This is a genomic window from Endozoicomonas sp. ALB032, from assembly GCF_049310125.1.
Classification (GTDB): domain Bacteria; phylum Pseudomonadota; class Gammaproteobacteria; order Pseudomonadales; family Endozoicomonadaceae; genus Endozoicomonas_A.
This window is the reverse complement of sequence record NZ_JBLYNW010000001.1, coordinates 192,394-212,632: the sequence shown is the minus strand read 5'-3', so window position 1 is coordinate 212,632 and position 20,239 is coordinate 192,394. Positions and strand designations below refer to the sequence as shown.

The following is a 20,239-nucleotide window of genomic DNA, read 5'->3' as shown; positions in this document are numbered from 1 at the left end:
TCAGGAAACTAATAAGCATTCAAACAATCAAAAGTTATAACTTGAGAGTTTAAGAAGGAAGAATGCAGCATGTTTGGAACAATTGGTCAAAGTGTTGGGACGTATCAATATCCTGGTTGTGGGCTTGGAGGAGCAGACCTTATATCAATGAGTATAAAGCCTGATCGATACTCCTTAGAAGTATGGAAAGAAACTTTGAATAAAATAAATCCTAATATTTCTGATAATCTGGGAATCAGTCCACTGATGTATGTAATATGGGCGGCAGATGATGACTCTATGGATAAAGCTCGTTCTGAAAAGATAGCAACTATTATTGAACTTTTTATTAAGAACGGGGCTGATTGCAATCCACAAAATGGCGCTGGTGACACTCCGCTGCTACTACTTTGCAAAAAAAAATGGGGTGACTTTCCACAGCTCATAGAATTTGCCCTTGAACAAATAATAAATAATGGAACTGAACCTGACTCTATTATGGTTCGTGGCATACCTCTACTTTTGGATATGTCAACATTTCCAGGAAATTATTCAACAATGGCATGGAAAATTTTGTTGAAAAAGGGGCTAAACCCTAATGTTTCTGATGCTGGAGAAAGCCCATTGACCAATGTAATAAAAAGCAAGTCTATGGATGACGTTATTAATCAAAAGCTAGCAACTATTATTGAACTGTTGATTAATAATGGGGCAGATTGCTATCAAGAAATTGGCTCTGGTGAAACTCCGTTACAACTACTTTGTTCAAAAAAATGGGATGACTTTCCAAAGCTCAGAGAGCTTGCAATTGAACAAACAATAAATAAAGGAATTGATCCTGACTCTATTATGGCTGTTGGCAAACCTCTACTTTTAGCTATGTCAAACTATCCAGATTATTATTCTTCAATGGCATGGAAAACTTTGTTGCATAAAGGGCTAGACCCTAATGTTTCTGGCGATGCAGGAATGAGCCCATTGATTAATGTAATAAAAAGTAAATCTTTGGATAAGACTTCTTCTGAAAAGCTAGTAACTATTATTGAACTTTTGATTAATAATGGGGCAGATTGCAATCAAGAAAGTGGCTCTGGTGAAACTCCGCTACAGCTACTTTGCTCAAAAAAATGGGATGTTTTTCCAAAGCTAAGAGAATTTGCACTTGAACAAATGAGAAATAATGGAATTGAACTTGACTCTATTATGGTTGATGTCCAATCTCTACTTTTAGCCATGTCAAGATATCCAGAATTATATTCTTTAAAGGCATGGAAAACTTTGCTGCACAAAGGGCTGGACCCTAATGTTTCTGACGATGCAGGAATGAGCCCATTGATTAAAGTAATAAAAAGTAATTCTTCGGACAAAGTTATTTCTAAAAAGCTAGCAAATATTATTGAGCTTTTGATTAAGAATGGGGCAGATTGCTATCAAAAAGATAGGGTTCGTGACAATGCGCTAGAACTACTTTTTTTAAAAAAATGGGATAACTTTCCACAACTCAGAGAGCTTGCGTTAGAACAAATAAGAAATAATGGAATTGAACCAGAGTCTCTTAAGGTTAAAGGCAAACCTCTACTTTTAGCTATGTCAAAATCTCCAATAAAGTATTCTAAGTTAGCTCTTAGAAGCGTTTTCAGATATGGAGTTCTCCCTATTTTAGAAGAAAATGAATTAGAAGGGCCTACAGAAAAAAAACCAAAATTGAAGTGTTATTTTAACGATACGTTAGAAAAGCACAAAGCCCATTTTTGTTTTCGCCCTCTTGAGTATCGCTGCATTTGTGCTGTAGACAGACATTCAAGAGGACAGGAATTGACAATGCTTCCGAAAAGCATTCAGAAAGATATTAAACACTTGTTTTATTCATGAAAGAAAAAAGACACCCATAAATTAAAGAAAAAAGACACCCATAAATTTGCTTTACCATCCACTTGGTCTACTTTTTCATCCATCACTGATTTTTTACCCAGACAGGTGGTAAGCGTTCAAGCAGGGTATAGACTCCCCCTACTTATCGAGATCGGATTTTAACGGATTGGCCCCGAATTTCTCTTTCCAGATTCGTGGGATTAGCTCCCGGATATCTCGAGCCGGATGGTAACTGATGCGCTGAAGCACATCGACGAAGTACTTGTATGGATCAATGCCTGCAAGAAGACAACTGACGATTAACGTCTGGAACACGGCAACATTGTCTGCTCCTTCTTCTGTCCAGCAAAAAAGCCAGTTTTTTCTCCCCATCGGGATACACCTGAGACTTCGCTTCAGGTGATTCGTATCAATGGCGACATCCGGATTATCCAGATAAAGCCGTAGCTCTTTTTCCCGTTTGTTCACGTAGCCAAGAGCCTTGCTCAATGGGTTGCTTTTCACCAGATTCAGGCGACGAAGTTGTTCTTCATGCCAGTTAAAGAACTGATCAACCAGTGGCTTGCCATTCTGTTGGCGGTATTCCCGCTTTGCTTCGCCTTGCAGCTCAGCTTTGCGGATTTCGTCTTCGACTTGATAGATCGCACCTATGCAGTCCAGCGCCTCTTTTGCGGCTTCTGGCTCGACCTCTTGTGACTTAACGAAGTATCTCCTGCTATGTGTCCAGCACTGGGCATGGATGATTTTGGGGTATTTCATGCACAGGCGGTCGTATTCCGAATAACCATCGGTCAGCAAGACCCCCTTATACTCTTTCAGATAAGGTTCTACGACCCTGCCAGAACGAGTGGTGGAGAAAGTAAAAGCTATCTCATTCTGGTCTCCGTAAAAACACCAGAAGTAGCCTCTTTGCATCTTGCCCTTGCTTTTACGGCCCGCTTTTCCGGGCGTTTCATCCAGAGTGAGGACACGACTTTCCAGACAGCTGTTGAGCACTTCGTCAGCGATGGGTTTGAGTAAGTGCCCGGCACGCTGCTCAAGATGTGTCAGGGTTCCACGGCTGATAGTAATACCACTGGACTCAAGTTTCTGATGCTGGCGGTAAAGCGGTGCGTGAAAGCGGTACTTCTCTACCAGCAGACCTGCGATAAAGCTGACATCGGCAAAGCTGCGATCAAATAATCCTGATGGTGCGGCTACCGTTGTTAGCGTCTGGCTGGGCTTATGGCGAACGACTTCGCGCTGATATTTCAGGATGACATAGCTGGCAGGGCGCTGCGCCAGCCGATAGGTGTACTTGTAGTCAATGATTTCGTACTGGTCTGCGTCTTCACCCTTCATTTCTGCAGCAGGCATCGGGATGAGTTCAACCGGTACATCTTCAGTAAAGCGCAGCCCCTGATCGGTCACACAGTCTTCAGGGCGATTCTTTTTCCGCCGTTCGTAAGTGATGGTTTCTGTGGGAGTTTCCTGCTCTTCAGGCTTGTCCTGAAGGATTTCTCCCAGCGCCAGCTGGTCCGGATTCTCAATCAGGCGCTTTTCGGATTTTTCACCAAATAGCTGATGTTTAAACCAGGCCAGCTGATGTTTAAGAGAAGCTATTTCCTGATCACGCTCCGACAGCAAGACCAGGATCTGCTGGAGCAGGTCCTGGTCAGTGGTGCCGGGGGTCGAAACAGGTAATTTCATGGCGGTTAAAGATAGACCTTTGACTCTCCTTTTGTGTAACGGGACGGTTGATGTTTGTAGCGTTTATATTGCTGAACGCAGCGGGTATCAATGCCTTCAAGGATGAGCTTCAGATCTGTCCACGCCATTGTTTGCTTGATGGATTTGCCTGCATGAGTATGAAACTGACCCTGTTCCAGTCGTTTGCTCCAGATACAGTATCCACTGCGATCAAAATACAGCACCTTGCACTGGGTTTGTTTGCGGTTGATGAAGACAAACAGCTGGCCGCTGAGTGGGTCTTCTTCAAGTTTGTTTCTCACCAGGGCAGACAGGCCGTCGTAGGATTTACGCATGTCGGTGGGCCGGTTGTAGAGCCAGATCCGAACCTGAGATTCTGGAAAAAACATGATCAGCGACGCATACGAAGAATAACACCACCGGGCAGCTCAAGTTCCAACTGCCAGTTTAAGCTGGCTGGAGGTTCAGTCAGCCCGTTTGGGACTTCAACCCATTCCGGGGCAGAAGCCTGAGCGATATCAAAGGAGTCAGTGTTGTCGTTATCCCTGAGTTTGCGCTTCCAGTTTGTGAATGTTGCCAGGCTTATGTTTTGAGTTTGGCAAAAAGCTTTCTGGCTCAAGCCACTGGCTATTTGCTGATCAATGATCTGTTGCCACTGCTCAGGGTTGAGACGGGTAAAGGGTTTTGTCAGTTGCTTCACGTTAGGTATCTCCTGCGTTGTTTGCAGGGGAAAGGCTGGCAGTCAGGTTGTGATTTTTGAAGACGTCCTCAAATGAGCGGTTACTCCCTACCTTCTTCACGACTATCTGGAACTGGTTGACTGGAGTGGCCGCGTTGTCAGAACAGATAAGAAAGGTTCCATCCCGTCGTATACCCCTCCTATTCTTCAAAGACTGGAAATTGATCCGGATGAGTGGTTGAAAACCATGCAATGGAATAATCGTTTTTATCGGGCAGTTGGTCGTCTGGAGGCAATGAAGACTTATGCACTTGAAGCCGGACAGAAGTGGCTTCGAGGTTTAAACGCCTGTAGTCGTTTGTACCTGACAGGTTAGCGTAGAAGTCTGTCAAGGCGTCAAAGACCCTCTCTTTATCTCTCTTCGACTTATCTCGGAATGAATTTGCATTGTCTGAATTATGGCTTGAACAGCTTCTGTTCGTTGGATGGCGCGTGTGGCTCGTTGATACGCTGGTTGAAGATAGATTTTCTGATCCTTTTTGGGGATGCAGTTTTTGAATGTCTTATTTTTTATGGGTGTCTTATATTCTTGTTCCACAGATATCCCTGAAGAGCCATTTTTTATGGGTGTCTTATATTTTTTATATTTTTATATTATGGGTGTCTTATATTTTTTTATATTTTTTATATTTTATATTTTTGTTTCGAATACCCGAAAAAATAAGGCCACATCACTGCAGCCTTATTTTGGTCATAAGAAACACATTATTATTTAGGTTTTTTTGCCACACTTTACTTAGCCCCTTGGCATAAAACCCGCTACTTTGTTTATTTCAGGTTACGGATTAACCACTACCACCAAGCTTCAAAATGCACGCCGTATGTCCAGCCGTCGGTTTCAGCGCCAAAGGTTCTTATGATTTGAGTCGCAGAGGTGCCTGTATCGAAATATCCCAAACCGGCAGCACTATAACACTCATCTGCAGAGTAGGTAGCGGTGCACTTGGCGTTTTCATCAGTTTCTGTTGGAAGTTTCCAGTCGTCTTCAATCCCATCCCATTTGGCATAGGTGGCAAACACTCTGATAACGGGTCTGACAAACGCTCCAAACTTTGGATGGAACTGCTGAGCTATAGTAAATTTGGTCACTTGACTATCAAAGCCCTGACCTTTACCACCGTTTAAAGAGCTATCATAAAAGGCATTTTCTACTTTGTCCCAACCCAGCTCAATTGCAGTACTGGTGATTTCAGTCCATTTCCAGATGGGTCTGATACCTGCGGTTATCCAAGTTCTTTTGTCAGGCAAGGAGAGGGGGTCATCAGGCAACCCACTCAGTCTTTGAGCTTCTTCGTCGTATTCGACCTGAGTCCATGCTGCAACGTACATGATGTCCATCTGGTCACTCAGAGAGAACGAGCCATGATCAAGTACCCTGAAGAGCTTGTTACCTTTGTACCATTCTGCTGAGACAATATCTCGTCCGGTTGAGCCAACACCTGGACCCGTCATGCCATCACTAGCGTATTGCACTGCAAACTTGTTAAAGCCATCCAGAACCTCCCAAGTCAACTCAGCTGTAAGCATCCATCCGTCCTTATCAAGGGCCTCCTTGCTTTCATACTTGTCAGGAGGATTTCCCTTCCCGTAGTCAATTCCCAGTTCAAGGCTGAGATTATCCATTAGTCTCAAATCCTTTAGTCTGAGATCTATGACATCGGTTTCAACAGCTTGCTTTTCGTAAGACCCACTGCTGTCAAAATATTCAACGATGGGTGTATGTCTTAGCCAAGCAATATCAAACTTGCCTATGCCAATATCGATATCCTGAATACCGGCTCCGGGGCCAGAAACATCCCAGTAGTACCAGTCATTCATATGAACATCATGTCTCTGGTAGAAGCGTTTGCCCGCCCAGAGCATAGCCTCCGGCATACCCTCAATGATATTAGTGGCCTGTAAGTTGACTTCCCTCAGGGCAAACTCATTGTTGCCATAATAATCGTCACCCATCCCGGGCATTTCCCAGTCATTGTTTTGGTAAACCTTGTAGGCGATATTGGTATCCAGCCTGAACGAGGTATTATTATCATTAGACAACTCAGCACCAAACTTCAGCTCGGTATAGGTCTCACACTCATTACCCAAGCGGTACTTGGCGGGTGCCCCAGCCGCTTTAAAGCAGGCCTGATCTCCTCCTTCTGCTGAACGACCTACGCCAGAGCGGGCATAGCCGTGAAAATCAACGTTAACTTCTTCAAAGGCCCAGGAAAGTGCAGGGAGGGAAGCGAGAGAAATAACCCCAATACTGCGACCCAGAGCAGACAGAGTACTCTGTATCTGAATCATTGCTATTTACCTTGTGTGTGTACGACAGTTGACCAGAGCTAACCGTTGGCTAAGTTGCTCTGGCCTGTTGCCATGAAGATGCGGTTTCCCAAGATCCTGAAGCCATCACATATTCATGGCGGCTTGAGTAAATAAACCGAATGACTTTGAGAATTATGTTTTCGGCATACCCGTAAAAAATCTAGACCAGAGATTCGCAATCAGCAAAGTAAACAGGAAAAAATAGCAGATAATAGAGTTTTTTATCCTGTCTGACACAAATACGACTATGTTTGCAGACAGGCTCCCAGAGCCTGTGCGGCAATACTGTTACTGATAGTGAAAAAATGCTGCAATTTTTTGTTGATCGTGAATTCAGGTATACAGTTTATGAGTTTGTTGAGAGGTATCAGAACAGTTGGCACTCCAGGCGGCCAAATTAACGCAGCATTAAGAAGATCTTATAAACGACGGGATGTGTTTGGAATGCGGAAAAAACAGATTCTTTCGCTGTGTATTATTGTCCCTGTGATAACCCTGACGGGCTGTACTTTTTTCAATAGCCGCGAAGAGATAGTCAGGCAGCCAGACTCAGAAGGCAAAGTGTACAACTCGGTTAAACATATTACCTGTCAGCCAATCAGTTATCCCGGCGATAAAAAAAAGACTAACGTTGTCGTTAATGACTTTACTTCAAGGTTAAAACAATCCACCGGAGAGACTCCGGTACTGGCTTTCAGTCTGCCGCCAACGGGTATTCATAAAGTGAATATTAACAGCTACGTGGTCAAGGATGGCGACAAAGAACAGCTGTTCTATCCGGCTGTTGCACTTCTGGATCAGTCGCACAATATCATAGCCCATATACCTGAAAGTCAGATCAAGTACAAAAAGCCCGGGTTTACCAGCCCTGAAAGTATTGAAGCCCAATTCGTCATCGATAATGACAAACGCTCCAATGAGGAAGCTGTTTGTATGCTTATCTACACCACCGATGAACTGAGGAAAGGAAGAACTACTTTGATGAATGAGGCCAGGGCATATGCCAGAGCTTACGGCGTTGTAGCTCCGCCAGTTTCAGATCCTGTAGCCATTCATGGAAACAAAGGGTATCTGGCCATCAGTATAAAAAGTTCAGAGGTGGCTCATGCTTCAACGACCATTGCTCCTGTAGCTGTCTCTGCTACAGCACTTCCAAAAGCGGTACAGGACCCTTTTACAAAAGAAGTTCTGCAGTATTATGTTGATGCTGTTAATAAAGGCCTTAAGTCATGCGATATTGGATGGGCTCTTGTCTCAAGGGCTGAATTGGGCAGTATTGTCAGGGATACAGAGGAGTACTTTGTTGAACAGTATGGTAAGCCCGTTGATAAACTGAATGCCCCTAAAACTGATGTTAGAGTTGGTTATGGCGGGAAAGTCCTGTATCACTATCAATTACAAATATACGAGCACCTGAAGGCCGGTCAGGGAGCTGCGGCATTGAAGGTCATTGATCAGATCAAGGCTGCCTTGGATGAAGTGGATAAGCTGTTTGATTATAGGCGACAGACGAACAGTTAACACTTGCAGCCTGTCGTTTCCTATTAAAGCGGCCGCATTCTGTTTTGCACTTTGATGGCGTTAAACTTAACCGCTCTTTCTAATCACCGTCATGTTGTTAAAAAACGACCGATTGGATTCATCAGCAAAAATATTTTCCAGAGTATCGGTCAACTTCCTGCGCCAGTTTAGATACTCTTCGCTGGTCCCGGGAATATTCACCGGGGAGTCAATTTGCAAAACCTCTTCCAGCTGAACCACGGTGATTTTTGAAGCTGTTTTAGTCAGGTAATAATGCACTTTTTCCATTAAGTCCCTTGAGTATCCCATGGTGGAAATATCGTGTGGGTTCATGCCTGCAGGAAACTCATGGATACTCGAAAGTGTTTTCAGTAAAGCCAGCTTTTCCCTGTGTCTTGCCTCTTTCTCTTGCAGTGTCCGGTTGTGATCATAAATACCCAATTGCAGACGCAAATCCAGATCCAGACAATTCCACCAGGCCTTCAGAGGAGGGATGTCATGGTTGCTGATACAGGTCAAAGCCATCGGTTTATAGTCCAGAGGTGGCGTAAAATGATCACCCAGGCATTCGAAAAGAACCACTTCATTGGAATAGAACAGGGCCGGTGGCAAAGTGGCCTGAATTTCAGGCGGAACTGTCCCGAGGTCTTCTCCGAATACCAGACACTGACGACGATGGCTCTCCAGTTTGATGATGCCGAGTAAGTCCTCAAGGGGATAATAGACATAGGCACCATAGTCAGCGGTTTTGCCCTTGGGGCACCACCAGAGTCTCAGTAGCCCCATGACGTGATCAATTCTCAAAGCCCCGCAATGGCTCATATTAGCCTGAACCATTTCAATAAAGGGCTGGTACTGCTGAGCCCTTAGCACCTGCGGATTAAAGGGAGGCAAACCCCAGTTCTGTCCCTGGGGAGCGACACCGTCCGGGGGCGCACCAACGCCTGCATCCAGACAATACAGGCTGCGATGACTCCAGACATCAGAGCCGCCACTGTCCACACCTACGGCCAAATCACGATAGATGCCCACCAGCATACCGGCTTCAATGGCCGCTTCCTGGGCTTTGGCCAGCTGATCTTCAGCCAGCCACTGTAAGTACATATAGTATTGAATGCGTTTTCGGTTATCGCTAGCAAACGCTTTAACGGCACTGGATTCCGGGTTTTGGAACAAAGGCTCCCAGCATGGCCATCCCCAGTTATTGATGTTCAGCTTTTTGTAATGCTCATAAATAGCTTCATAGAGGGCATGTTGCTCCAGAGCTGGGCCACGGTTTCTGCAAAAATCCAGAAAAGCTTTTCCCCTTGAGCTTTCGGGGTTAAGGTGCTGTTGATAGAAGTGTTCAAACAGTGTGTTCAGAAAACCAAACTTCAGCCACGCTACCAGGCTGTAGTCTACGTATTCCTGATCTCTTGCCCGTTGCAGTTGTTCTTTGAACTCTGGCTCTTCAAATCGCTTCCGGGCTTCGTCACATTCCCTGAAGTCCGGCACAGCTGTGATATCGATATACAAGGGATTAATAAAGGTTCGACTTGATGGGCTGTAGGGGCTGGCATGAAGAGGGTTGGCAGGGTAAAGGGCATGAATAGGATTCAGACCAATAACATCTGCGCCCTGCTCTGCCAGTTGAGTCGCCAACTGACTCAGGCTTGAAAAGTCGCCCATACCCCAATCATGACGAGTTCGGAGTGTGTAAAGTTGGATTGCACTGCCCCATATCTTATTGCCACTGCCCAGTCCTTCAGGTTCGTAACAGGTTTCAGGAGCAATAATTATCAGTGCACAGTCTTGCGTATTGTTACTTTGCAGCGAGAGCCGATGGTAACCAAGGGGCAAAGTATCCGGTAATTTGAACGTCAGGTGATGATAGATTTTACCCCCAAAATTGCAACTTTCCTCTATGGGCATATCGTCAGTATTCAGATTCAGTGAGTGGTGGCCAGCGGTTTCCAGTATTATTTCGCCTTTGAACAGCTGACCCAGCTGTTGATCTTCAAGGTGCAGACTGACCTGATAGGCTTGTCCCTGTGTGAAGACAGAAACGGGATGCAACAGTTGCTGCCACCTCTGTTGTTCAAAGTCTGTGATCGCCTGTTTTATCGCATCGTCAGATTCAACGTTCAATCCCATGGCGGCGAGAATTGGCAATTTGTATTCGATGGGGACGCTGACAGGCTCACCCGCCCAGTCACTGTATTCTCCAGAAACGCGATAGTACCCGGCCAGCTGTTCAATCAGATCAGGATCAGACATAACGCTCTCTCTTATCAGTCGTGGGCTGGCGCCTGGGTACGAGGAAAAGCCTTGCCCTCAGCGTTGAAGAGGTGACAAAACTGAACCGGAAGCTCAATTTTCATCTTGCTGCCTGCATCACGTTTTTTTGAGTCTTCTACCCGGACAATAAAGTTTTCACGAATGGTATCGTGGCTCATGTATATGTAAGATTCGGCGCCCAGACGCTCCAACGTCTCAACCTTGCCTTCGACAGCGTTGCCATTATCCGTTTCTGCCAGAGCATCTTCGGGTCGAATGCCCAGCACGACCCTGTCACCCTTTTTGGCATCCTGGCAGTCAACATTTGTCCGGAGTACTTCACCGGTGGTTAATTTGACTCGGGTTTCGCTGTTGCCGGTCTCTTCAATAAAACCGTCAAAGAAATTCATTTTGGGTGAACCGATAAATCCGGCAACGAACAGGTTGGCGGGTTGGTGATAAAGCTCCAATGGCTTGCCAACCTGCTCCAGGTTAGTTTTTGCCCCCTGAGCCAGAGGGCTCAGGACAACAATCTGGTCTGCCAGAGTCATGGCTTCAATCTGGTCATGGGTGACGTAGATAGACGTTGTTTGCAGACGGTTGTGGAGTCGGGCTATTTCCTGCCGCATCTGAACCCGGAGCGCGACATCGAGATTGGACAGCGGCTCATCAAACAAAAAGACCCTTGGTTGCTGCACGATGGAGCGGCCGATAGCCACCCTTTGTCGTTGACCTCCGGACATGGCTTTTGGCTTTCGATCCAGCAGGGCTTCCAGTTGGAGAATTCGGGCGGCTTCTTCAACCCGGCTTTTGATTAACGATTTATCGGCTCTTGCCAGCTTCAGACCAAAGGCCATATTTTCGGCCACCGACATGTGTGGATAAAGAGCGTATGACTGGAAGACCATGCCTACCCTGCGCTCGTTCGGTGGCCAGTCATTCACCTGCTCTCCGGCAATGTACATTTCTCCTTCAGTGATATCTTCAAGACCACAGACCATTCGAAGCAGAGTGGACTTACCGCAGCCAGAAGGCCCGATAAACGCAATGAATTCACCCTCTGCAATGTTCAGGTTGATATTCTTGAGAACCCAGGTCTTGCCCTGGTCATAGCTTTTGGAAATATTGACAAGCTTAACTTCAGCCATAAGGTTTTCCGTTTTTTATACGCTGAACCCGGCAGGCTAGCCTTTGACACCACCTGAAGTCAGACCACCGACAATCCAGCGCTGGCACAACAGGAAAATAATAGAGATGGGCAGACCTGACAGAACGGCTGCCGCAGCAAAGTCGCCCCAGAGATAATTCTGTGGATTCAGATATTGTCTCGAGCCAACCGCCAGCGTCAGATTATCCATGCTCTGCAAAAGCACTGAAGCAACGGGATATTCAGCAATATTGGTAATGAAAGCCAGAATAAAAACCACCGCCAGAATGGGTGTTGATAGCGGTAGCAACACAAAACGAAATGCCTGCCAGGGCGTTGCTCCGTCAATCGCTGCAGCTTCTTCGAGGGATGAATCAATGGTTTCGAAGTAGCCCTTGATTAACCAGATGTGCAGAGCCAGACCACCCAGGTAGGCGACAGTTACCGAACCCAGAGTGTCCAGACCTAACCAGGGAACATAGTTGCCGATCTGCTCAAACAGGGAGTATATGGCAACCAGTGCCAGTACAGCTGGAAACATTTGCAGAATCATCATGGCAGTAAGCATGGATTCCTTGAATCGGAATCTCAGTCTGGCGAATGCGTAGGCGCCCGTGGTTGATAGTAGCAGGATCAACAGCGTGGAAATAAACGCTACTTTGATAGAGTTCCATAACCAGAGGAGAACAGGGAAGGGAGACTGGGTGATGGAGCCGTCGGCATTTTCCCAGGGAATACCAAAAGCCAGATACCAGTGTTCCAGACTGGGATTACTGGGTATCAGGTCGCCGGTAGCAAAGTTACCGGAACGAAAAGACACCGAAATAATCATCAGGAAGGGAAACATGATCAGGCAGAGAAAGAGAATCATAAAGATTCTGGCAGACCACACCCGGCATTTAAGGTTTCTTGGCTGTACCATCATAGTCGTTCACTCCAGTACCTGTTTAGTCGCTTTCAGGTTCACCCAGGCTATGATACCCACCATGATGAAGATGAAGGTGGCTATGGCAGAAGCCAGGCCGTAATCCTGCCCGTACTGGCCAAATGCGATCCGGAAGGTATAGCTCACCAGAATGTCGGTGGCACCTGCCGGAGTGCTGGCACCAATGATATTGGGAGCACCGTCAGTCAGCAGTGCAATCAGAACCAGGTTGTTGAAGTTGAATGCAAAACTGGCAATCAACAGCGGTGTCAGAGGCTTTATGATCATGGGCAAAGTGATGTTAAAGAAGTTCTGGATGGGAGAGGCGCCGTCTATTGCTGAAGCTTCATAAAGAGTATCTGGAATAGACTTCAACAGGCCTATGGCGAGAATCATCATGTAAGGATAACCCAGCCAGGTATTAACGATCAGGACCATGGCTTTTGCCAGATACTCGTTGCTGAACCATTCGGGTTGAACCCCAAAGAGCAGGTTTAGCAGCATATTGATCTCACCAAAATTCTGATTAAACAGGCCCCTGAAGATCAAAATAGAAATGAAGGCTGGCACTGCATAAGGAAGAATTAACAGCAGCCGGTAAAAGTTATTACCTTTCAGGGGTTCCCACTGCACCAGACAGGCCATCAGCAACCCTACAGTCATGGTAAAGAGCACCGAGAGAGCTGCAAATACCAGGGTCCAGAGGAAAATTTTTAAGAAAGGACCCTGAATACCAGGATCTTTGAGCACCCGAACAAAATTATCCCAGCCGTTATAAACGACAAAGCCCGGTCTTACCTGCTTGCCCGCTGAATCAGGCTGCCCTTCAGGCACTTCGATATAATAGCCCGTTGTATGATCAGGCTTTAGCAGGTTGCCATTACGCGTGTCCTGCAGAGTGTCATTACCAATGTCACGGTAAATTTTTGACATGGGACCAAATTTTCTCAGGCTGGTCATTGTTAGCTCAGTCTTGTCAGGCAGTTCTACGTCCAGTTTTTTGAGGGTACTCCGTAGCTTTATGGTCTCCTTGAGGGGGAGCTCATTGCCTTCAGGAAGGTCCGGTGAAAAGTCAGCTTTCAATGGCACTGGAATGACGGTTTCGTTGAACGGCTGACTTATAAGGTACTTGTCTGTCTCCTTGTTACTGATAAACAGAACCCGGTAATCAGCCCCCTGCTGATAAACACTGAAATGATAGGACTCACCCTCTGTTTTATAGGTTTTGCCCAGATGCAGGATTTTTACGCGCTCCAAGGATAAAAGGTGACTGGAACTGTAATTTGTGAATGCGACATATACCGTATAGATCAGGGGGAAAACTATAAATATCGATACGCCCAGAATTGCAGGGAAAACATATCGGTAGTTGTAGCCATCAGCGCTTATGAACACCCAGGTGCCGACGCAGACAATCACCAGAATGATCAGGGCAAAAGCAAACTCTCCCTGAAAGTACATCAGGGCCACGCCATAGAGCAGCACAAGATCAATCATGCCAATTAATCCACATACCAACCAGGTCAATGGGCTCTTTGCTTTCTGATCAGCCTCCATAAAGTCGACTCCTGAAGCAGATTTAGCTCACATACTCTGATCCGGTGGGCTTGAAACTGCATAAATCGCTCTCGAAATCACTTGTCGTATTTCACTGCATTGAGATAAGTAGAAGGGGATCTAGACAGCCTAGTTGACAATTTGCCTGGCTGCTTCATTGAGCGCATTCTTGTAGTCCTGTCTTCCGGAGGTAATGTTCATCAGAGCAGACTCCATGGCTGACCAGAATTTGCCCATTTCCGGTACATTGGGCATGAGCAAACCGTTGACGGCATTTTCGTAGGTAACCTTGATGCGAGGGTCTTTTTCCAGTTCCTTCATGTAGCTTTTATTGACCACAGCACCCAGCGGAACATCGCTGTTCATAGTACGAAGACCGTCGTCTGTTAGCAGGTAGTTTTCAAGAAACTCTTTAGACAGGGCTTTATTGGGACTGGCACTGTTCAAAGTGGCTCCCCAGACGCCAACAAATGCCTTGGAACGCTGGCCATTGACGCTGGGCAAAGCGGCCACACCATAATTCAGATCTTTGCCGTCGATTTTGGTTTTGTCCAGGTTTGACCAGGCCCAGGGGCCGGTAATCATCATGGCTGTCTGGCCCTTGTTGAAGCTGGACTCCATAACACCATAATCAACGCCTCTGGGCATAACGCCTTTGTCAATCAGCTCGGTCAGCATTTTGGCACCGGCCATGGCTCCGGCGTTATTGACTCCGGTGTCTTTGATATCATAACCAGTCGGTGTTTTTTTGAAGACATAGCCGCCATCTGCAGCAAGCATCGGCATAGTGAAGTAAGGCTGGATCTGATCCCACATAATGGTAGTAACTTTGCGTTTGGCCAGTTTGTCTTTAAGAGGAAACATTTCCTCAAATGAGCCGGGAGGCTCTGGCAACAGATCCTTGTTGTAGATCAGGCTGATAGCCTCCATAGAGACAGGGTAACCATAGATCTTGCCGCTAACCGTCATCGCCTGCCAGCCCAGATCGTCAATCTTGCTTTTGAAATCCGCAGCTGGGTTTACAGGCGAAAGAAGGCCGCTCTGGGCCCATTCACCGTATCGGTCATGGGCCCAGAAGAGAATGTCTGGTCCACCACCGGACGCTGCCGACTGTTGAAAACGATCGGTAATATTTTCCGGAATCTCAACTTTAACCTTGATGCCGGTGTCTTCCTCAAACTCCTTGCCGATTTCCCGGATACCATTGTAGGCCTTGTCACCGCCTACCCAGATCACCAGTTCATCATCCTCAAAGGAGAAGGCCTGGAAAGGGCTGAGGGCAGTCCCGAGAGTGATTGCAGCTGCAGCTATGGTTTTGCCAAGTGGAGTACCCAGTAATCTGATCATCAGTCAACGGCTCCTGATCAATTTAGCTATTCAGTTAAAGCGCAGCGGCCATTCGCAGTGATAAACCGCAGGCGCGTTCTGTAGGACAAGCTTCATACGCACCCGGACGTGAACCTCTCCGGTCAGCCTAATGATGATTCCCCTACATGGCTTGAAAGTTCGCTCAAGAGTGAAGATTTGTTTTCACAGACAGACCCATTGGGTTGCTGTCTGAGATGAAAGAAAAACTTATTCAATAATAGCGGCAGAATCGGAAGGTAATGATGATGTGGAGAAGAATTTTTCATCAAGGCAAGGTTTTAAGTACCTAACCAGTTGGTTTCGCATATTCTGGCCGGCGGCTTTTTCCATCCTTCTGCGTTCCAACTCTGGTTGCGTAGCTATGGCTACGCGCCCGTCGTTGCGCCTTAAAGGATGAAAAAATCCACTCGCCAGAATATGCGAAACCAACTGGCCAGGTACTTATTCATAATTTTCTAAAAAAGCAAGTTAATATTATTTTTGAGAATTAAATCAAAATATACGACGATAGCTAATTAATTGAGGCGAAAAAAGGAAGTCGTTTTCATCTCGTTCTGATTCTGGAGACAGGGAGCTGGGTTTAGTCCGGGTTCCCTCGCTGGGGCCCAAAGGGCACGACAGCTTGGGAACCTGAGTTTTGCGACAGCCGCTCCAGCATAGGAACCAGTTACATCATTGTCGACGGTTAAGGCGCTCTTTTACTCTGGCAACTAAGCTATCAAAATCCTCTGAAGGTTCTGGATCTTCTGAATCAACTTTTATTGTAATAATGCCTGTTGGAAGTATGTCATCAGCCGTCTTGTTTTGTGCAAGAAATGCTTCTAATTCATTTTCTGAAATCAGTGACTGTAACCACTCTACAGTTTCTATTTGACTACCTCCGGACCAAGGATCATGAATGACTAATTTATCACCCATAATGCCTATTAACAGGGCATAATGACCATAGAAGCAATTTTCTTGATATCTAAGAAGAATAGGTGTCTCGGCAATGAGTTCAGTTAAAGACTCAACTAATGCTTCTTTAGTGTATGAAGAATCAGGAAATTGCAACTCAGATAATTTGAAATTTGAACGAATAGACTCTTCGTAAAATTCTTCTAAGGGGAATCCTTTAAATATTCTTCTCGGGTTAGTAGAAAGTGATTCAACTTTTTCTGGATTTATACTGGTAACAAATAATGGATCGTCACCATAAAACCTTCTGAGCATTTCTACACAGGCATCACCACAGAGATTAACATGCCCTTGATGAATGTACTTAACAGGGTGAATGTGACTTTTGAGCTCTACACTCCTTCCTTTGAACTTTTTCTGTTCAGCTTCTAAATTTGTTGTGTCATTAGTAGCATTAAAACCCCAAATTGCTCTGAGCGGTCCTCTTAGTTTCATATTTTATCCATTTTTTAGTTATCGAATTTTCAGAGGGTGTCGTAAAACTCTGGTTGCCACGCTTTCAGGCCCTGTAAGTCGAAGCGTGGGAACGGGTTGTTCCTTTTTTCGCATCTTCTTGTCAGGTGTTTCATTCAGTGACTGAAGTGAGGGAGGTAAATCTCTTTTGTTTTCAATGCTGGGCACTGCGAATTCCTTTTCATGGTTTTTTTCTATTACTAGTTGTATAGCAAAAACCTATGCACGGGACAAATTGCACAATGGAATGGACCGGGAAGCGATTCTCGCCATAATACTTAAAATGACTGCGAGGGAAGAATCCAGCTTTATGCCACAGAGCTGGTGTACCCCTGTTTACCGGAGCTATTCTCGTGGCTTTTTCAGTATCTTCTTTGGCACCAGCATTTCTTTTTCTCCCGGGAAGCCATTGTTGTTAAAGTAGCGACGCTTCTCGCTGACCACAGCAATACCCCGCTTCTTCAGCACTTCCCGGGCGTCCTCCGAATGCAGTGTTTCCTGAATCAAGGTGCCCGGATTCATCCGAATACCTTCGTTCTTCAGCCGCTGCACCTCTTGCTCTATTGCCTGTTGTGTGGCCGGGCTCAGCAGCGACGGATCATGTTCGTACTGCATCTTTTCCAACAGTGTCATTCCGGCCGGAATCGTCACCTGCCCCAGATCATACCCGCTGTTATGAATACCATAAGTGATCCCTTTGTTCTGATCGGCCCTGCAGGCTTTGTGGCTGGGGTCTGAACAGGTAATAATTCCGGCCTCCTGAGCGATTTTACGGCGGACATTGTCATCAATAAACTGGTTCATTCTCTGCACTGGCTCAGTAGTCCATTCAAAGTTTTCGGAGATCTTTGAGCCATTGTCGATCAGACCGTAGACTTGGGCGTAGTTTTTTCTGCGCCGATCCAGAAGTTGCCAGGTTACCCGCGCCAGATCAGCCGCTCCGTGCATGGCGGCTTCGAGATGACGTTGGAATTCAGTCTTTTTGTCAGGCTCGAAGGTAAACTCTCTGGTCAGCTGCAATGGCAAGTCAAGAAGACTGGCGTCAAAACCCAGAGATCGAGTCACTGTTAATCCTGGGAAATCAGCCCCAACCCCGCAACCACGGATAACATCCATTCGATCCGCAAAGCGTAATATGCGCAGATACCAGCGCACACGCTCACAAAGGCTCTGCTCGTCTTGACCCTTGACATCGTTTTCCTTGCTGACTATCGCCTTTGCCATATCAGCCAGCAGCTTTTCAGGATAGTGCCCGGCCAGATCCCGTTTGAAATATTCAGCTGAACTCGTTTCTTCTACTGATTTGTCGACATCTTCGGCAGCCGCGTCATGGTAGATGATCGCCAGAGAAAGGAGTTCTTTTTCTTGCGGGTGCAAGGAGCGTTGCTGAAATTTCTCCAGCAACTCCATATACCAGAGCCCATTATTCCTGGCCCGCAGAACATGACTGCAACTGTGCAGTGGTTTCCACACGGCTGGCATGGTCTGTCTGACAAGGCTCTCTATCACCCGCTCTGGTCCCGGACGGCGGTAATAATGCTGCAATACTTTCAGGATGGTTTTTTCATTATCGCCGACATTGTCAGGCAGGACCGGCGGTTTACTGAACGCTTCCACCACAAACTGTAATGCCGCCGGTACTTCGGTTGTCAATGGTGTTGCCGATGCGCCGGTATCGTTCAGGCCGAGAGATTGTTTCAGGTCCTTAACTTCCCGCTGAGCCTGCCGGACATGCTCTGGCCAATTCTGGTAGAAAGGATATTTTTCCCGTTGATCCCGAAGGTTTTCAAGCCATTTGATATAACCATTGAGAGATAAATCTTCAATAATCTTCTTACCATTACCATATCTGCTCGCATGATAGACTTTAACGCGATTCAGAACGTCATTGTCCAGAGAAGCTCCGTAATGGAACAGGGCCAGTAAGAGGGACTGGAGGGTGTTGAGAGTTGGAGGATTAAAGTCAACCACATGATGTATTATTAACTCTTCCAAAAAGCTTTGCCGCTGCTGTTGGGTGGTTTCCCGGCAGATTCGGTCAAATTCAATGACGTTTCCCGGGCAACCGGTTAAAGGTAGTCTCCGGAGATGATTCAGGGTCAGAAAATCAAATGGAGCAAAGGCAGGCAAAACATAGTTCATAATGCTAAGTGGCATTAATGCATGCATGCACTCATCCATATGGAAAATGGGTGGAAAATTCTTTTCCAGCCTTGCACCGCTCTGCAGAAGCAGCTGACATAAGCGGCAGGCTTCGTCCGCCTGTTTCCGGATTTGCTCGTGCATTGGCCGGTCGTTTCTGATCAATTCGGAAACCAGTAACATTCCAAGTAAAGATTCAACACTTCCTTCATGAGAAAAAAACTGGTGAATTGGCAAGCCACTTTGTTTCAATTCCAGAAGCCTCTTATAACTGTAATGACAGGGATTATTTACCAGCTCGATGGCTTCTTGCAGTAGCTGCATGGTATCTGGATCAGCTGAGAGAGTTGATTTCGAACTCAGTGCCTTTGCCCGCAAAGGCATTGGCAGCAAATTCAGCATGGCTCTCAAATGCTCTGGGGCTAAGCCCTGTGAGAAGGCAAAATCATTCAGAGAATTCTCATTGCTGGCCAGGTGCGGACTTTCCAGCTCATCATCAAAATAGACCTCTACAGAACCTGTGCGGTGGCAGTAAACCACCAGAGGCAAGGGGCCAAGCTCCAGTAAAATTTCACACTGATTTTTACGCCTAAGGATATCGGAAATATTTATTTGTGCGTCCTTGTATACGCAAAAGCATTTGACGTCTCCCATGCGGTAGTTGGTGAGTATCAGTTCAGGGTAATGAAAAAGGTGGGATTTATTGCCGGATTTCAACTTTGGTAAACTGAATGTTCCGTCTTTTTGCAGATGTCCCGAGGTGAAACGAGGATAAACTCCCCAGAAAACTTTATTGCTGCGCTCAAGAAGTGCGTCGTGCAGTGATTGCAGATCAGGCAGGTGTTTTTCAATCCGTTTATTCTCATCAGCGCCCTGCGCCAGATGATTGGTGTCGGCATCACGTTTGTAGACATGCAGGCATTGGGGGTTAACAATGCCTACCATCCATTTACCGAAAGCATCTGTTATGGGCCCGGTGGGCATCATCTTCCCCGGCAGAGCGAGAGTGAAGGGTCTTGGTGCTCCCTTACCCGAAAAGTAATCTTTTTCTTTGGTGTATTGAATTCCCCGAAACGCCAGGCGTCCACTGGCGGCAGCTTCCTTCAGCTTCTGTCGCTCAGGCTCTCTGGAATCATGGGATCGCAGCCTGCTGGTTGATTCGCAGACTGTCCATTGGCCAGAGGCCGTTAGCGACTCGGTGTCAAACTTTGTTGGAGGGCACAGGCTTTGAGAGGTTCCCGTTCCATGGGCAATATTCATGGCAATACTCCTTTAAGACTTATTACTTAACTATTTTCCTGAAGGTAAACTTTAGAGTCCTTAG

The 20,239-nt window shown here is 46.3% G+C and carries 14 protein-coding genes; 3 read left to right on the top strand and 11 right to left on the bottom strand.

Features of this window, described 5'->3' with window-relative positions; all coding sequences use genetic code 11:
• Window positions 1-69 precede the first annotated feature (69 nt).
• Window positions 70-1,851, top strand: coding sequence for a hypothetical protein (locus ACO6VG_RS00715; protein ID WP_422135133.1), 1,782 nt, complete (start codon window positions 70-72; stop codon window positions 1,849-1,851).
• A gap of 138 nt (window positions 1,852-1,989) precedes the next feature.
• On the opposite strand, the gene tnpC is transcribed toward ACO6VG_RS00715, so the two are convergent.
• The 3 genes from tnpC to tnpA are packed head-to-tail and all read right to left on the bottom strand — an operon-like array spanning window position 1,990 to window position 4,240.
• The gene (gene tnpC / locus ACO6VG_RS00710) at window positions 1,990-3,540 is read right to left on the bottom strand and encodes an IS66 family transposase (protein WP_422472255.1); all 1,551 of its coding nucleotides are present in this window, start codon (window positions 3,538-3,540) and stop codon (window positions 1,990-1,992) included.
• Window positions 3,541-3,545: 5 nt separating this feature from the next.
• Window positions 3,546-3,929: an IS66 family insertion sequence element accessory protein TnpB gene (gene tnpB, locus ACO6VG_RS00705; protein WP_422452200.1), complete on the bottom strand. Its 384-nt coding sequence runs from the start codon at window positions 3,927-3,929 to the stop codon at window positions 3,546-3,548.
• Window positions 3,930-3,931: 2 nt separating this feature from the next.
• A complete protein-coding gene (gene tnpA / locus ACO6VG_RS00700) occupies window positions 3,932-4,240 on the bottom strand; it encodes an IS66 family insertion sequence element accessory protein TnpA (protein ID WP_422452199.1) in 309 nt (102 codons plus the stop codon).
• 226 nt (window positions 4,241-4,466) lie between these two features.
• On the opposite strand from tnpA, the gene ACO6VG_RS00695 reads away from it, so the two are divergent.
• Window positions 4,467-4,595 (top strand): hypothetical protein, encoded by a 129-nt coding sequence (locus tag ACO6VG_RS00695; RefSeq protein WP_422472253.1) that lies wholly within the window; start codon window positions 4,467-4,469, stop codon window positions 4,593-4,595.
• 476 nt (window positions 4,596-5,071) lie between these two features.
• Here ACO6VG_RS00695 and lamB read toward each other — a convergent pair whose 3' ends face one another.
• Window positions 5,072-6,568 carry a maltoporin LamB gene (gene lamB / locus ACO6VG_RS00690; RefSeq protein WP_422472251.1) on the bottom strand — a complete coding sequence of 499 codons (1,497 nt, stop codon included), beginning with the start codon at window positions 6,566-6,568 and terminating at the stop codon, window positions 5,072-5,074.
• A gap of 465 nt (window positions 6,569-7,033) precedes the next feature.
• On the opposite strand from lamB, the gene ACO6VG_RS00685 reads away from it, so the two are divergent.
• Window positions 7,034-8,110 (top strand): MalM family protein, encoded by a 1,077-nt coding sequence (locus ACO6VG_RS00685; protein ID WP_422135130.1) that lies wholly within the window; start codon window positions 7,034-7,036, stop codon window positions 8,108-8,110.
• A 66-nt stretch (window positions 8,111-8,176) separates the two neighbouring features.
• On the opposite strand, the gene malQ is transcribed toward ACO6VG_RS00685, so the two are convergent.
• The 7 genes from malQ to ACO6VG_RS00650 all read right to left on the bottom strand — a co-directional run bounded on the left by malQ (window position 8,177) and on the right by ACO6VG_RS00650 (window position 20,175).
• Complete coding sequence (gene malQ, locus ACO6VG_RS00680) at window positions 8,177-10,366, bottom strand: 4-alpha-glucanotransferase (protein WP_422472249.1); 2,190 nt, start codon at window positions 10,364-10,366, stop codon at window positions 8,177-8,179.
• A 14-nt stretch (window positions 10,367-10,380) separates the two neighbouring features.
• Window positions 10,381-11,514, bottom strand: a complete 1,134-nt coding sequence (locus ACO6VG_RS00675) for an ABC transporter ATP-binding protein (protein ID WP_422135128.1) — start codon at window positions 11,512-11,514, stop codon at window positions 10,381-10,383.
• Window positions 11,515-11,550: 36 nt separating this feature from the next.
• Entirely contained in the window at window positions 11,551-12,438 is an 888-nt protein-coding gene (malG, locus tag ACO6VG_RS00670; protein ID WP_422135127.1) for a maltose ABC transporter permease MalG, read from the bottom strand.
• Window positions 12,439-12,444: 6 nt separating this feature from the next.
• Entirely contained in the window at window positions 12,445-13,995 is a 1,551-nt protein-coding gene (malF, locus tag ACO6VG_RS00665; RefSeq protein ID WP_422472247.1) for a maltose ABC transporter permease MalF, read from the bottom strand.
• 129 nt (window positions 13,996-14,124) lie between these two features.
• Complete coding sequence (gene malE, locus ACO6VG_RS00660) at window positions 14,125-15,342, bottom strand: maltose/maltodextrin ABC transporter substrate-binding protein MalE (RefSeq protein WP_422135125.1); 1,218 nt, start codon at window positions 15,340-15,342, stop codon at window positions 14,125-14,127.
• Between the two features lie 693 nt (window positions 15,343-16,035).
• Entirely contained in the window at window positions 16,036-16,755 is a 720-nt protein-coding gene (locus tag ACO6VG_RS00655; protein ID WP_422138796.1) for a papain-like cysteine protease family protein, read from the bottom strand.
• 363 nt (window positions 16,756-17,118) lie between these two features.
• Window positions 17,119-20,175 (bottom strand): hypothetical protein, encoded by a 3,057-nt coding sequence (locus tag ACO6VG_RS00650; RefSeq protein WP_422472245.1) that lies wholly within the window; start codon window positions 20,173-20,175, stop codon window positions 17,119-17,121.
• Window positions 20,176-20,239: the final 64 nt, after the last annotated feature.

Excerpts from the sequence above, each read along its gene's own strand:
- lamB (WP_422472251.1), bottom strand. The coding sequence starts at position 6,568 with ATGATTCAGATACAGAGTACTCTGTCTGCTCTGGGTCGCAGTATTGGG.
- ACO6VG_RS00695 (WP_422472253.1), top strand. The coding sequence starts at position 4,467 with ATGCAATGGAATAATCGTTTTTATCGGGCAGTTGGTCGTCTGGAGGCA.
- ACO6VG_RS00685 (WP_422135130.1), top strand. The coding sequence starts at position 7,034 with ATGCGGAAAAAACAGATTCTTTCGCTGTGTATTATTGTCCCTGTGATA.
- malG (WP_422135127.1), bottom strand. The coding sequence starts at position 12,438 with ATGATGGTACAGCCAAGAAACCTTAAATGCCGGGTGTGGTCTGCCAGA.
- ACO6VG_RS00650 (WP_422472245.1), bottom strand. The coding sequence starts at position 20,175 with ATGAATATTGCCCATGGAACGGGAACCTCTCAAAGCCTGTGCCCTCCA.
- malQ (WP_422472249.1), bottom strand. The coding sequence starts at position 10,366 with ATGTCTGATCCTGATCTGATTGAACAGCTGGCCGGGTACTATCGCGTT.
- tnpC (WP_422472255.1), bottom strand. The coding sequence starts at position 3,540 with ATGAAATTACCTGTTTCGACCCCCGGCACCACTGACCAGGACCTGCTC.
- malF (WP_422472247.1), bottom strand. The coding sequence starts at position 13,995 with ATGGAGGCTGATCAGAAAGCAAAGAGCCCATTGACCTGGTTGGTATGT.
- ACO6VG_RS00675 (WP_422135128.1), bottom strand. The coding sequence starts at position 11,514 with ATGGCTGAAGTTAAGCTTGTCAATATTTCCAAAAGCTATGACCAGGGC.
- ACO6VG_RS00655 (WP_422138796.1), bottom strand. The coding sequence starts at position 16,755 with ATGAAACTAAGAGGACCGCTCAGAGCAATTTGGGGTTTTAATGCTACT.
- tnpB (WP_422452200.1), bottom strand. The coding sequence starts at position 3,929 with ATGTTTTTTCCAGAATCTCAGGTTCGGATCTGGCTCTACAACCGGCCC.
- malE (WP_422135125.1), bottom strand. The coding sequence starts at position 15,342 with ATGATCAGATTACTGGGTACTCCACTTGGCAAAACCATAGCTGCAGCT.
- ACO6VG_RS00715 (WP_422135133.1), top strand. The coding sequence starts at position 70 with ATGTTTGGAACAATTGGTCAAAGTGTTGGGACGTATCAATATCCTGGT.